The sequence below is a fragment of the Shewanella zhangzhouensis genome, from assembly GCF_019457615.1.
In the GTDB taxonomy this organism is placed as follows: domain Bacteria; phylum Pseudomonadota; class Gammaproteobacteria; order Enterobacterales; family Shewanellaceae; genus Shewanella; species Shewanella zhangzhouensis.
In genome coordinates, this window is sequence record NZ_CP080414.1 from 4,459,182 (window position 1) to 4,472,500 (window position 13,319).

The following is a 13,319-nucleotide window of genomic DNA, read 5'->3' on the forward strand; positions in this document are numbered from 1 at the left end:
AATACCAGCGTGAGTAAGTACTTCATCAAAACCAGAACTCCTTATGGACGAATAAGCCTCAGGTCAGCAACTATCGACCGCCACATCAACATGATAGACTTGGCCCGTTGTAATTTTCTATTGTAGCGAGCAACCCATGAGTGTGACCAGTCTCAGTTTTCCTTACGGTGAATCCATTTGTTGGTATTCGCCGGATGAGCTGGACAGGTTGCCCGACAGTGCCCTTGCCGATTGGCTACTTGCCAGTGGCAGCCTGACGGCCAGATTAAGAGCCCATTGCAGCCAGTTTGAAGTCCGGGTCCTGGGTGAAGCCATGCTGCCAGGCCTGCCCGGTGAACCCCTATTACCCCATACCTGGGTGCGGGAAGTGTTGCTTATCCTCGACGGTACTCCCTGGGTGTTCGCACGAACAATTGTGCCAGAAGCCCTGCTGACCCGCTGCGGAGATGAGTTAACCGCACTGGGAGACAGGCCCCTTGGCGAACTCCTGTTTTCCAGCGACCTCTTCACACCGGGCCGAATCGAAATCGCCGGTTTTCATTCCTGCGGCACCCTGGCTCGCCTCGCCGAGAGCCTGGGACAAAATGTCCATGGTCGTCTTTGGGGCCGTCGTCGCTACTTCGAGCGGGAGGGGGACGAGCTGATTGTCAGCGAAATATTTCTCCCGGCTGCCATGGATTATATCCTCGGACCTCAATAAAAAACGCCCCAAACGGGGCGTTTTTTACTTCAGGCTTGTCTGCGTCTTACCATACCGGCAACAACCAGTGCCAGCGTGGCTAACCAGCCCAGGCTGCCACCACCACCAGAACCACCGTCTGATGGCGTCACCGCCGGTGCGCTAACGGTTACGCTGGCGCTGCGGGTAGCAGAAACCCCCTTGCCATCGGTCACAGTTAGGGTCACCGTGTAGCTGCCCGCGGCGGCATAGGTGTGGCTTGGGGAGGCAGCGGTGCTGCTTTGGCCATCACCGAAGCTCCAGGCGTAGCTGAGGTTTCCATCACCACCACTGCTGTTGTTGGTAAAACTGACGGTCAACTGGCTCACGCTCTGAGTGAAACTCGCAGTGAGGGGTACAGTTACCGACAATTGCTGAGTCACAATCACCCCAACACCTTTGCCATCGGTCACCGTCAGGCTCAGCTCATAGGTTCCTGTATTGCCATAGGTGTAACTTGGGTTGGCCTGGGTAGAGCTGGCACCATTGCCAAAGTCCCAGAAGTAGCTGTAGTTACCGTCGCCACCTGTGACAGTGCTGGTAAAGTTCGCAGTCGCACCGGAGAAGGTTACGCCGATGCTGACCTTGAGATCAGTTGGCTCAGGCACGCTGCCGTCGTGTTTCTTCAGTCGTACAGTCGCTGTGCTGTTATTGGCGGCCAGTTGGATAACTTCCATGGTCAGGCCGAGCTCAGGCAAAATCATCCCCGCCTGGGGCTTGAGCGGCGCACTGTAATCCAGTGAATCATCGAACAAACTCACCGGACTTAGGTTGGTATCACCGGCATAGGCAGTTTGCTGACGGGTACTGAAGGCCGCATCGCGAATTTGCACATCTGTGCCACGGGTACCAATCAAGTTCTGATCCGCATCCACCACCCCAATCAGCCCATAGCCGGGGTGCTCTGTGGTGTTGTTGTCGCTGTAATCGAAATTTTCAAACCATAACACGACACCCGGACTGTACCCGTGGCTTGCCAGCCCCTTGTCGATACCGTTTTGGCTGCGCAGTTGGATCAGGTAGCGGCGGTCATTGCCCGGACGGGTATCCGTGGTGCGAACAAAGCCTGCCAACATCATCTTGTCGCTGGTTTCGGCATCGTCGCTGTACAGGGTTTCGCTGCTGGACACGATAGACAGATTGTCGATGGCAATACCGTATCCCCCTTCAAACTCATCGGTTTTGTACACTATGCTGATCTGCTTGCTCATGCCCTTGTAAGCGCTGAGATCGTAAGTCAGTTCAACCCAGTGGTTCGGGCCTTCGTTTCCGGCAATATTGGCGGAGCTACCGGTAATAACATTGCGTCCTGCCTCGTAATAACTGGTGGCCTTGGTGTGGTTGCCCGGAATGGGCGTACCATCCACCTGCACCTGCATATAGTCGAAGTCGAACTCGATATCCCAGTGGGCGCGCATTTTCAACGTGAGGGAATCCACCACCGGCAGAGTTACGTTGAAGGACATGGCATTGTTCAGCTTATGCCCCTGATTGGAGTAGTACTGATAGTCGCCGGCATAGGGCGCTTTGAACGGCAGTGGCTCGCTGGGCACCTTAAGTGACAGCTGGTTAACCCCGTTGGCATTGACCCCTTCCACCAGATTGAAATCGGTACCGGCAGAGTTGAGGCTATCAAGGCTGATTTCCTGTTCCTTAACCCATTTCCCCTTGTATTCGCGCTGCAGGAACGAGCGCGCATAAGGACTGAAGCCCACCGGCTCAGACCCGGCCACCACACCTGTCCAGCTGCCGCCTGACATCAGTGACCAGCTGCCCACAGGTGAACCCTCCCCGTCCGGGTCGTAGTCGTATTCATCGGGAAGACCAAGATCATGGCCAAACTCGTGAGTGCACACCCCTGCAGCGGCATCTATTGGCTGCACTGTGTAGCCATAGGCTCTCAGGTTGGTGCCAGGAATAGCCTTGCCGTATGCAGAGGGATCGCTCTTGAGGAAGAAACGGTGAGACCAAATGGCATCGGCGCCAAGTACGCCACCACCGGCCTCTTCACCGATGCTGGAATGGAACAGCATGATGTGGTCGATAATGCCGTCTGGCTCGTTGAGGTTGCCGTTACCGTTGATATCGTATGGGTCTTCCACGTCATAGCTGGCGAGCTCAGAGGCGCTCATCCCTACAACGGCCTTGGTTACAGCCTCCAGTACCAACTCAGGCACGGCCTTGTCGTTGTCTTCGTTGCTGGGGTCGTTACCGCCATAGTAAGCGGCGTTGTTGTCTGCCCGCACCCAGTCTCGCACGGTACCGGTAAAGAAAAATGTGTTGCCGGAGGCCTGCTGGAAATATTGAAACCCGGAAATCAACGTCTGATTGGACGGTCCGGTAAAACCCGAAGCAGAAAACAGCAGCTGGGAATAATGAATCGCCGGATAGCTGGTGTAATACATGTCGGTATCACCGGCTGTCAGACGGTTATCGTTGTAGGGCAGATCCGGAAAATCCACCAACACACCAAGTACCTTAACGGTTTTGGTGACATCGGCATCATCCACCTGCAGGTATTGGCTGCGCAGCTTTTGAGCATAGCGAGCCTTACTGGCAAGGCTTTGCTCCTGAGCTTTGATTTGCTCCATCGCGGGTGTGGACGATTTGGCCCGGGCCACGAAGGCGGCCACGGCAGCGGCTTTGGCTTCGTCACTGGCATCTTCGGCAATTTCACCACGCTTGATAAGCCAGTAAAGCACGCGCTCTTTATTGATAACGCCACTGTCTGCCGGTGAGCCCATGGCGGGCGCCGCCAGCGCCTGACCACCGGCCAGCGCCAGCAGAATCCCCAAGGCACAGAGCTTGGGCGTATTAAATCGTTTGACCATTGATAACCTTCCTTTCCGGCCGGGCTGTGACGACCTTTTACTTCGACCCCGAAACATCAGGGAATGTTCCAATTGTAGTAGCTGCCCCCCGGCATGTCCGGGTGCGGTACAGACCCAGGGGCACAACCAACAAAGCAACAGCTTGGGAACAGAACATTAACAGCACCCCCAATTTGTCTCAATCCTCGCAGGCCGATATCTGCAAGCCATTCAGGGAAGATTCAGCAATTTCGGCTCACTTCTTCGTGGATTGTACTTGAGATGGCGTTGGTTGCCCGGCCGCTTCAACCAGCCATTGTTGATGCGCCAGTAAAATAACCGATGCCGACCAGCTGAAATTGGTGGCATGGAGACCCTCACCCGTCAGCGGATGGTAATTTTCCCGTATCGGTGACTGGTCCAATATTCCCTGTCCCCGGATGAAGAGCCGCTTCGCCAGGGCTTTGACCAGATCTTCTGCACCGTATCTTTCCAGTCCTGCCAGCGCAAAATACAGCTGATCCAGCCATACAGGGCCGCGCCAGTATTTGCTGGGCGCAAAAGCCTGGTTGTCTGCACTCACGGTGGGAAAGGGGATCAGGGTACCAAAGGTGTCTACCGACAATTGGCGCTCTATCATCACATTGGCCTGCTGCTGGGTCGCGACACCGGCCCACAGCGGGATCCAGCCTTCAACCCCTTTACCGCTGCCGAGCAGTGGCTTACCCGTCAGGCTATCGAGGTCATAAAAGAACCCGGTGGATTCATCCCACATCTGCTCCCGAATCAGTTTGCCCAATGTATCGGCTTCAGAGCGCCAACGAGTGGCCACTACATCATCCCCAAGGGCATCGGCAAGCTTGGCCAAAAAGTGCTTTTCCGCAAAAAGATAGGCATTGAGATCCACGCTTTCCTGGCTCAGGGAATACCCCAGCAGCTGGCCATCGGCGGCGCGATTTTCGAGTACTTTGAGATTGTCGCGCTCATCAAATCGGGGCGCATTGTCCATCCCCGACTCCCATGCCGCAGCCTCAAGGATGGCTTTGGAGTTGGCCTTGCCATGATGGATATGAGCGGAATGGGCATTGGCGCCGTATTCGGCCAGGCCGTTGCCATTATGATCCCGGTTGCGATACCACCAGTTGTGATACGCCACCAGTTTGGGATACATGCGCCTGATAAAATCCAGATTGGGCGCCCGAGCGTATATCTCCCAGACGGCCCAGGCAGCGAGTGGCGGTTTGCCATTACGCTCGTTCCAGTTGCCGCCATCACCACCGCGTTCAGGCCCCAGATTATAGAAAATGGCATCGGGAAGATTACCGGCATCCTGGGGTCTGACAGGATCATCCGCGTTGAATTGATAGTCGAACATGGCCTCAACATTCGACTTTGCCAGTGCCGTATCGAATCTTGCCAGCGCCACCGCCTGCTTCCAGCTGTCCCAGGCCCACACACCATTGAACCACTTGTAGGTGATGGAAGGCGTAACTGCATCCCGCTGCAATGCACCTGCCGCAGAGCGCCAATTGTGGGCGAGGGTCATGACGGCCTTGGCGGCAGCCCTGTCGAGTGCCGGGTCACCGGACGGTACCAGCTGGTCGAAGCGATGCTGCCAGCGCGCACGATTATCGCTCACTGCAGGCTCGACATCTGCCCATACCAAGTTGCCGGCAACGGCTTCCTCTGCTGTATGGAAGTAACTGTGGGCGGTACGGTAATCGTGACTTTCACCTGGCGGCAGATGAACTTCAGTTTTTACGCGATAGCCCTTGTCAGCTTCCAGCGAGGCCTCCCGGGCTCCCTCAAAATCCAGCCGATACGAGGCCCCATCGATAAGGCGATTCCAGGTATCCCTTGCCGGTAGCAGTGACCAGCTTAGTCTGGGCCCGGATGCCGTTTGCTGTAACTGCGACGATCGGGTAAGCGGCTGTGAATTGTGAGTATCAAAGGGGGCACCGTGCCACTCAAGCGTCAGGGTTTGTGGCTCAGTGCCAATATTGCTCACCTTGGTGGTGACTATGGCGGTACGGCTATTAACGTATTCGAGGGACATTTCAAGTTCAGTCCCCGGCCAGCGCAGCCGCTGAAATAACCCCCATGGCAGGCTCTGGGTCTGAAGCTGGGCCTGCTCTCCAGGCAGAGGCGTTCCGTCCCGGGTAATGCTGACCGCTTCAAAGGCGGAAGCCAGATGCAGGCTGTACTCCTGGGCAATGATAAGCGGGCCGGGAAAACTGCCTGCATGGCGCTCGTCCGGCAGATGGAAGCCATGCCAGGCGCCCCTGTCGGTATACACAGCCGGAATACTCAGATTACCGCGGGCATCCCGGGACTCTGCAGAGTCAGGCACACCTTGATAAGGCAGAAGATCCACCCCGGGTAACCCCAGGGCACAAAGTAACAGGCAGGAATACATAGGTTTTATTTATTTGGATACAATATCCAGATAATCGCATTCCCACCTGCCACTGGCAAGGAGGGGTTTTAGCTGACCGATTTATTGAGGTAGTTGGCCACGCCATCGAGGAACATCTGCACCGAAATCATCACCAGCACCATGCCCATCAAACGCTCAACGGCGGTAAGACCCTTTTCACCGAGAATTCGGGTAAAGCCTTTATAAAACATCAAAATAAAAGCACTCACGCCCCAGGCAGACACCAGAGCTATGGTCCAGTCCAACATACGGCTGCTGTCGGTGTGGGCCAGCAGGATCAATGCCGCCAGAATCGAGGGGCCGGCCATCAGCGGTATTGCCATGGGCACAATAAAGGGCTCTTCGCCCGCAGGCAGGCCAGTCACACCACCGGGGCTTGGGAAAATCATCTTAATGGCAATCAGGAACAGGATAATGCCCCCGGCGATACTCACAGACTCGGAACGCAGATTGAGGAAGTTGAGTATGGCCTCACCGGCAAACAGGAACATCAGCATGATGACGAGCGCAAACAGGAGTTCACGGATCAACACCTTACGACGTTTTTTCGGATCGATATGCCGCAAAATAGAGGCAAATATGGGCAGATTGCCCAGAGGATCCATAATCAAAAACAACATTACGGCGGCGGAAAAAATATCCATGACTGAAAGATTCGCTGCTGGCCCAAAAACTTTGCTTAGTGTACTGCGTTTTAGCGAATACCACTTGGAAATTTAACATTTGTGGCAAGGCTCGCCGACCATTGTGAAGCAGATGGTAAATTACTGACAGAACACTGCTCATTTACGGCACAACTGGTATACTACAGCGTTTTTCACACCGCACCGGAAACCCATGTTCTATCTGCTTGCCAGCTGCATCGCCCTTCTCCTGGGCCCTCTGTGTTATCGCCTGATTGCCAACGGCAATGGGCTGCAGAAGGGGCTGGACGGCTTTATCTTTGTTTCTCTCGGCGGCCTGGTGCTTATCCACATTTTGCCCGAGCTGCTGGCACACGGTGGCGTGTTGTCACTGCTGTTTGTGGTACTGGGCCTTTGGGGGCCCACAGCCAGTGAAAAATTATTTCATCGCTATTCCGAATTGACCCATAACCTGACCCTGGTGCTGGGCATCGGTGGCCTGATGCTGCACACCATCACAGATGGCGGCGCCATGGTGTTGGCAAGTCAGGGGAATGGCACAGCGTTGCTGGCCCTGGGCGTGGTATTGCACCGGCTACCTGTGGGACTGGCAATCTGGTGGCTGCTCAAGCCGCAAATAGGCGCCCGCTGGACCCTGGCCATACTGCTTTGCATGATGCTGCTGACCGCGCTGGGATACTTTGGCGGCGCCCATATCATCGAGCAACTGAGTCTCGAAAACACCGTTTATCTGCAAGCCTTTGTTACCGGCTCCATATTGCACGTGGTGTTACATCAACCCCATGGTGAGTCATCAAACGATGACAATCGCCACGAATACCAGGCCGGTATTGGCAGCCTGCTGGGCATGGCACTGCTGTTTGTACTGCTGGCGGTAGCCGATGGCGGCCACGACCACGAGCATCATGGCAGTGACCAACTACTGCATTGGTTGATGCAGCTTTCACCGGCAATTTTATTGGCGTACGCCGTTGCCGCACTCAGGTTTCGATTCGGCATACAGCCGGGCACATCAAATACCGCCATGGCCTGGCTGCAACGCCTCGCTGGGCCCGAAGCCCTGGTGGTGACAGCCTGGATGCTTGGCACTGTGTATGCACTGGCCCAGGCAGTGGGGTTATTGCTGCTCGGCACTGTGTTCAGCATGGCAGAAGTTAAGCCTGTCGATCCCCACGGGAAAACCCCTAATAAGGCGTTGGCGTTTGGATTCAGCCATCTGGTCGACCGCAGTGCCCCCTGGGTGCTGCTGAGCCTGGTGCTCGCCAATCTTATCGGTCACCCATCTGTTCCTCTTGCCAATCCCTGGCTGCAGGCAGCTGTGCTGGTGGTGGTGCTCTTGCCCATGCGTTTTTGCAATTTGGGAGGCGCTGTCCTTGCCATGTCGCTGGCATTCAGTGGCTGGTCAGCACCGGCTGTATTACTCGCCTTGCTTGCAGCGCCTTGGCTAAGCCTGCGACAACTGTCTGTGATGTCGCTTCCCATTAAGGTGGGTGCGCTGGCACTGCTTGGCGCTCTTCTGGTTGTCGGCGCAACATTGGCACCAGAGGCATCGCCGCTCTTCCATCTGCCACACGATGTGGAATGGGTCGCCATGGCACTGCTGGCACTGCTGTTTGCCGCCAGCCTGATGCGCCTTGGCCCGCGTAAATTTTTGCGTCGTTTGTGGCATGGACGCGAGGCCAAAGCCCATCATCATCCACACGGGCATCACCATCACTGACACTGAAAAGACTGTTCAAAGAGGGCAATGCTGGGTAGGCTGACTGAAATCATCGACTAACCATCATTGCCTATGTGCATTCTTTTTATGGCCCTTGGGGTAAACCCCGATTACCCGTTGATCCTCTGCGCCAACCGGGATGAATTTCACCACAGACCCACGGCACCGGCACACTTTTGGGCTTCCGATAATCAGATTCTGGCCGGTCAGGACTTATTGGCTGGCGGTACCTGGCTTGGTAGCCACAGGCAAGGAAGGATGGCCGCACTAACCAATATTCGCAGCCCTCAGCACCACAGCGACAACCGTGCCAGTCGGGGCGAACTCATCCCCAGATACCTGCAAGACCCCAACAATTTTGCCCCCTGGCTGATGGCCCATTCGGCCAATTACAATCCGTTCAACCTGGTCTTTGGCCAAGGTCAGCGTTTCTATTGTTTCAACAGTCTGAAGCAGGAACTGACCGAGTTGGCGCCCGGCTGTCACGCCATCAGCAATGGCGCCATGGACGATATCTGGCCCAAGATGTCCAGCGGACAGCGGGCGCTGGAAACCCTGTCCGCCAAACCGGGGAAACCGGATGAAGCTCTGCTGCTGGAGATGATGAGGGACGAATCCAAACCCGACGACAGCAACCTGCCACAGACCGGAGTCAGCCTCGAATGGGAGCGGCGCCTGTCATCCATCTACATCCGCCATGAGGAATACGGCACCCGCTCAACCAGCCTGCTGCTCGTCGATAATGCAGGTAAGCAGGAATTCACCGAGGTGAGGTACGATGGCAAAGGGCGAATTCTGGGCACAGATCGCTTTACCATAGGCAGCGAACGCTGATTAACGCTAAAATCTTTGAAAACCAACAACAAGAACTCACATCATGTTTAATGCTTTTTGCCGCTTGCTGATGAAACTCACCGGCTGGCGCTTCGAGGGTGAGCTACCCGCCCTGCCCAGTTACATCATCACCGTTGCGCCACACACCAGTAACTGGGACTTTATCGTGGGCGTAATGGCCCGCGGTGCCCTGGGCGAGCGCATTCACTTTTTGGGTAAACATCAGCTGTTCATTCCACCCTGGGGCTGGTTTTTCCGCGCCATCGGCGGCAGTCCGGTGGACAGACGCAAAAACAACAACCTGGTGGATGCGGTAAGCGCCCTGTTTGAAGAAGACAAGAACTTTAAACTGGCACTGGCACCTGAGGGTACCCGCAGTAAGGTGAGCCGCTGGAAGACCGGTTTTTACCATATTGCCGTCAAGGCCAAGGTGCCTATCGTCACCGTGGGGCTGGATTTTGCCGAGCGTACGGTCGTGCTGGGGCCGGCCAGAGCTACCACAGGCGATATGCAGGCCGATATGGATGCCATCATCGCATTTTATCGTGGCATCAAGGGCCGCTTTCCCAAACAGATTCCGGATTATGTGCCCTCAGAAAAGGACCAGGGCGGTAAATAGCCTTTGCCTGCGGTGGCCGAACTGGCTATAGTTCGGCCAACCGCTTTTTTGTATACAATCCCATGAGTCTGGATACCTTTCTACTCTACCTTGCCGCCATTGTGCTGATTGCCATTTCCCCGGGTCCCATGGCTATGCTGTCCATGTCCCACGGCATGCACTTTGGTAAAAGGCGCGCTCTCGCCACAGCACTGGGCAGTGTATTGGCCGCCCTGTGTCTGATGTTGGCATCTGCGGCGGGGCTGGGCGCACTGCTGGCCGCGACCGAATACGGTTTTGTGCTGCTCAAATGGTGCGGTGCCACTTACCTCTTGTATCTGGGAATAAGACTGCTGCTGACCAAGCCGCAACCAAGCGATTTCAGGCTTGAGTCTCCAAAAGGAAAGGGGCGGGGAAGGGATCTGTTTCGACAGGCGTTTCTGGTGGGAATAAGCAATCCCAAAGACCTGCTGTTTTTCGCTGCGCTGTTTCCGCAGTTTATCGATGTTGGTGCCCCTCAGGGGCCACAGCTGGCGATACTGGCGGGAAGCTGGGCGATAGTGGACTTCAGTTTTGTGATGATTTACGCCAGTCTTGCCAGCTTGCTGGCACCCAAACTGAGTGCCAGCCATCGTCTGCATTGGTTCGACAGAACCAGTGGCGGCGTCTTTGTCAGCCTCGCCGCCCTGCTGGCTATCAAGAATTAACCGGCCGCAAACTGCGAATATCTTCCCCGGTGGGATTTTGGAATGCCGTCAAACCAAACTCCGGCAGAATCGCAAAGATATGGTCAAAAATGTCTGCCTGGATGCCCTCATAAACCACCCAGCGGGTGTCGTTGGTGAAGATATAAAGCTCCAATGGCAGACCTTCTGTGGTGGGCGCCAGCTGGCGTACCATCAAAGTCATATCCTTGTGCACCTTGTCGTGATGACGCAAATATTCAGTTAAATAAGCCCGGAAGGTGCCCACATTGGTCAGGCGTCTGCCGTTTACAGGCACGTCGATATCGGCAATCCCCGCGTTGGCTTCTGTGACTTCAATTATCTTACGGGGCAAATAATCTTTCAGATAATTGATGCGTGACAGTCGTACCCTGTCTTCCTCGGTCAGAAAACGTATGCTGTTGATGTCGATATTCAGCGCCCGCTTGATACGACGCCCCCCTGACTCAGACATACCTCGCCAGTTACGGAAGGCGTCTGAGACCAGAGCATAGGCAGGGATCATGGTCAGGGTATTGTCCCAGTTACGCACCTTCACCGTAGTGAGTGATACTTCTTCCACCGCACCGTCTGCGCCGTACTTGTCCATCTGGATCCAGTCACCCTTGCTCACCATACGGTTGGCGGCAAGCTGTATACCCGCCACAAAGCCCAGGATGGTGTCCTTGAACACCAACATCACCAAACCGGTTGCCACACCCAAACCAGAAAGGAAGATGACCGGAGATTGATCGGCCAGCACCGAGATGCCGATAATCACCCCAACAAAGAACAGGAACAGCTTTATCAGCTGCACCACACTTTTTACCGGTAAACGACGGCTCACATCCCGGATTTCTGCGATTTCATTCACTGCGTCCAGCGCCGAGTAAATGGCCCTGATAAGCAGTATTACCAGGGCGACATTGATAAGCCGATCGGCCAGATTTGCCGCCAGTTTGTGCTCAGCCAACACTATGGGCAGCAATAAATCCAGCACCATGGCAGGTACCAGCATGGACAGCTTTTCCAGTACCTTGTACTTCATGAACACATCATCCCAGGTCACACTGGAACGCTGGATGACCAGGTTCATGGCCTTCACTACGCCACGACGAATTATCAGATAAGCAATTGCAGCAATAATGAGGGAGACACCCAACATGGCAATCATAGAGATCCCCTGCGAGTCCTCTGGCCGCAGTCCCATCGAAGTCAGCCAATTCACCAGTTCGTTTCTGTATTCCTGATCCACTGTCTTATCCCGGCAAATATTCAATAAAACCCGAGTGTAACATTCAAACCGCGCACGACGGATGACGGAACACAAAATCAGACAAACAGAGGTGTCGAAGGACTGGAAGGGGCTATACGGGAAAAATCAGAAAGACGTAAGTCAGAAAGGCGCCATAACGAAAAAAGCCTCTGCATTGCTGCAGAGGCTTTCGTCTTAAGTTGGCGGAGCGGACGGGACTCGAACCCGCGACCCCCGGCGTGACAGGCCGGTATTCTAACCAACTGAACTACCGCTCCTTTGGGCTAGGCCCAAATTAGGCGTCTGGCAATGACCTACTCTCACATGGGGAGACCCCACACTACCATCGGCGCTGCTCCGTTTCACTACTGAGTTCGGAATGGGATCAGGTGGGACCAGAGCGCTATTGTCACCAGACAAATTCGTTATGTCCCCGCTTCTCAGCAAGAACATGCAATTTAGAAAGCTGTTTGAGTTATCACTTCAATCAAGTCTGGTCTCTTCAAGACTATCTACACCATCTGAAACCCATCTGGGTTGTATGGTTAAGCCGCACGAGTCATTAGTACAGGTTAGCTCAACGCCTCACAACGCTTACACACCCTGCCTATCAACGTCCTGGTCTCGGACGGCTCTTCAGTGGACTCAAGGTCCAAGGGAAGACTCATCTTGGGGCTCGCTTCCCGCTTAGATGCTTTCAGCGGTTATCGATTCCGAACGTAGCTACCGGGCAATGCCATTGGCATGACAACCCGAACACCAGCGGTTCGTTCACTCCGGTCCTCTCGTACTAGGAGCAACCCCCCTCAATCTTCCAACGCCCACGGCAGATAGGGACCGAACTGTCTCACGACGTTCTGAACCCAGCTCGCGTACCACTTTAAATGGCGAACAGCCATACCCTTGGGACCGACTTCAGCCCCAGGATGTGATGAGCCGACATCGAGGTGCCAAACACCGCCGTCGATATGAACTCTTGGGCGGTATCAGCCTGTTATCCCCGGAGTACCTTTTATCCGTTGAGCGATGGCCCTTCCATGCAGAACCACCGGATCACTATGACCTACTTTCGTACCTGCTCGACGTGTCTGTCTCGCAGTTAAGCTGGCTTGTGCCATTACACTAACCACACGATGTCCGACCGTGTTTAGCCAACCTTCGTGCTCCTCCGTTACTCTTTGGGAGGAGACCGCCCCAGTCAAACTACCCACCAGGCACTGTCCCTAGTCCAGATTCATGGACCGAGGTTAGAACACCAACACTACAAGGGTGGTATTTCAAGGTTGACTCCACGAGAACTGGCGTTCCCGCTTCAAAGTCTCCCACCTATCCTACACATGTAGGGTCAATGTTCAGTGCCAAGCTATAGTAAAGGTTCACGGGGTCTTTCCGTCTAGCCGCGGGTATACGGCATCTTCACCGCAATTTCAACTTCACTGAGTCTCGGCTGGAGACAGCGTGGCCATCATTACGCCATTCGTGCAGGTCGGAACTTACCCGACAAGGAATTTCGCTACCTTAGGACCGTTATAGTTACGGCCGCCGTTTACCGGGGCTTCGATCATGAGCTTCTCTTGCGATAACCCAATCAATTAACCT

General features: G+C 54.9%; 9 protein-coding genes, 1 tRNA gene and 2 rRNA genes (1 of these 12 only partly in view). 5 read left to right on the forward strand and 7 right to left on the reverse strand.

What is annotated here, in order from left to right:
- The first annotated feature begins 136 nt into the window (after positions 1 to 136).
- Positions 137 to 700: a chorismate--pyruvate lyase family protein gene (locus tag K0H63_RS19765; protein WP_220066173.1), complete on the forward strand. Its 564-nt coding sequence runs from the start codon at positions 137 to 139 to the stop codon at positions 698 to 700.
- 29 nt (positions 701 to 729) lie between these two features.
- Here K0H63_RS19765 and K0H63_RS19770 read toward each other — a convergent pair whose 3' ends face one another.
- The 3 genes from K0H63_RS19770 to K0H63_RS19780 all read right to left on the reverse strand — a co-directional run bounded on the left by K0H63_RS19770 (position 730) and on the right by K0H63_RS19780 (position 6,609).
- Positions 730 to 3,549, reverse strand: coding sequence for an immune inhibitor A domain-containing protein (locus K0H63_RS19770; protein WP_220066174.1), 2,820 nt, complete (start codon positions 3,547 to 3,549; stop codon positions 730 to 732).
- Positions 3,550 to 3,784: 235 nt separating this feature from the next.
- Positions 3,785 to 5,902, reverse strand: a complete 2,118-nt coding sequence (locus tag K0H63_RS19775) for an MGH1-like glycoside hydrolase domain-containing protein (RefSeq protein WP_258405620.1) — start codon at positions 5,900 to 5,902, stop codon at positions 3,785 to 3,787.
- Between the two features lie 110 nt (positions 5,903 to 6,012).
- Complete coding sequence (locus tag K0H63_RS19780) at positions 6,013 to 6,609, reverse strand: YhgN family NAAT transporter (protein WP_011761732.1); 597 nt, start codon at positions 6,607 to 6,609, stop codon at positions 6,013 to 6,015.
- A 193-nt stretch (positions 6,610 to 6,802) separates the two neighbouring features.
- Here K0H63_RS19780 and K0H63_RS19785 point away from each other — a divergent pair, with 193 nt between their 5' ends.
- The 4 genes from K0H63_RS19785 to K0H63_RS19800 all read left to right on the forward strand — a co-directional run bounded on the left by K0H63_RS19785 (position 6,803) and on the right by K0H63_RS19800 (position 10,468).
- Complete coding sequence (locus tag K0H63_RS19785) at positions 6,803 to 8,329, forward strand: ZIP family metal transporter (RefSeq protein ID WP_220066176.1); 1,527 nt, start codon at positions 6,803 to 6,805, stop codon at positions 8,327 to 8,329.
- 72 nt (positions 8,330 to 8,401) lie between these two features.
- Positions 8,402 to 9,163, forward strand: a complete 762-nt coding sequence (locus tag K0H63_RS19790) for an NRDE family protein (protein WP_220066177.1) — start codon at positions 8,402 to 8,404, stop codon at positions 9,161 to 9,163.
- 43 nt (positions 9,164 to 9,206) lie between these two features.
- Positions 9,207 to 9,782, forward strand: a complete 576-nt coding sequence (locus K0H63_RS19795) for a lysophospholipid acyltransferase family protein (protein WP_220066178.1) — start codon at positions 9,207 to 9,209, stop codon at positions 9,780 to 9,782.
- A 62-nt stretch (positions 9,783 to 9,844) separates the two neighbouring features.
- Positions 9,845 to 10,468 carry a LysE family translocator gene (locus tag K0H63_RS19800; protein ID WP_220066179.1) on the forward strand — a complete coding sequence of 208 codons (624 nt, stop codon included), beginning with the start codon at positions 9,845 to 9,847 and terminating at the stop codon, positions 10,466 to 10,468.
- Here the strand turns inward: K0H63_RS19800 and K0H63_RS19805 are convergent.
- From K0H63_RS19805 to K0H63_RS19820, 4 genes are all read right to left on the reverse strand, one after another.
- Entirely contained in the window at positions 10,458 to 11,720 is a 1,263-nt protein-coding gene (locus K0H63_RS19805) for a mechanosensitive ion channel family protein (protein ID WP_220066180.1), read from the reverse strand. The genes K0H63_RS19800 and K0H63_RS19805 overlap by 11 nt on opposite strands.
- 201 nt (positions 11,721 to 11,921) lie before the next feature.
- Positions 11,922 to 11,998, reverse strand: a tRNA-Asp gene (locus K0H63_RS19810).
- A 23-nt stretch (positions 11,999 to 12,021) separates the two neighbouring features.
- Positions 12,022 to 12,137, reverse strand: a 5S ribosomal RNA gene (gene rrf / locus K0H63_RS19815).
- Positions 12,138 to 12,261: 124 nt separating this feature from the next.
- Positions 12,262 to 13,319 (reverse strand): 23S ribosomal RNA (locus K0H63_RS19820); it runs 1,836 nt beyond the window's last position.

Bases quoted from the DNA above. Each gene is read 5' to 3' on its own strand.
- K0H63_RS19765 (WP_220066173.1), top strand. From the start codon at position 137: ATGAGTGTGACCAGTCTCAGTTTTCCTTACGGTGAATCCATTTGTTGG.
- K0H63_RS19770 (WP_220066174.1), bottom strand. From the start codon at position 3,549: ATGGTCAAACGATTTAATACGCCCAAGCTCTGTGCCTTGGGGATTCTG.
- K0H63_RS19780 (WP_011761732.1), bottom strand. From the start codon at position 6,609: ATGGATATTTTTTCCGCCGCCGTAATGTTGTTTTTGATTATGGATCCT.
- K0H63_RS19785 (WP_220066176.1), top strand. From the start codon at position 6,803: ATGTTCTATCTGCTTGCCAGCTGCATCGCCCTTCTCCTGGGCCCTCTG.
- K0H63_RS19790 (WP_220066177.1), top strand. From the start codon at position 8,402: ATGTGCATTCTTTTTATGGCCCTTGGGGTAAACCCCGATTACCCGTTG.
- K0H63_RS19795 (WP_220066178.1), top strand. From the start codon at position 9,207: ATGTTTAATGCTTTTTGCCGCTTGCTGATGAAACTCACCGGCTGGCGC.
- K0H63_RS19800 (WP_220066179.1), top strand. From the start codon at position 9,845: ATGAGTCTGGATACCTTTCTACTCTACCTTGCCGCCATTGTGCTGATT.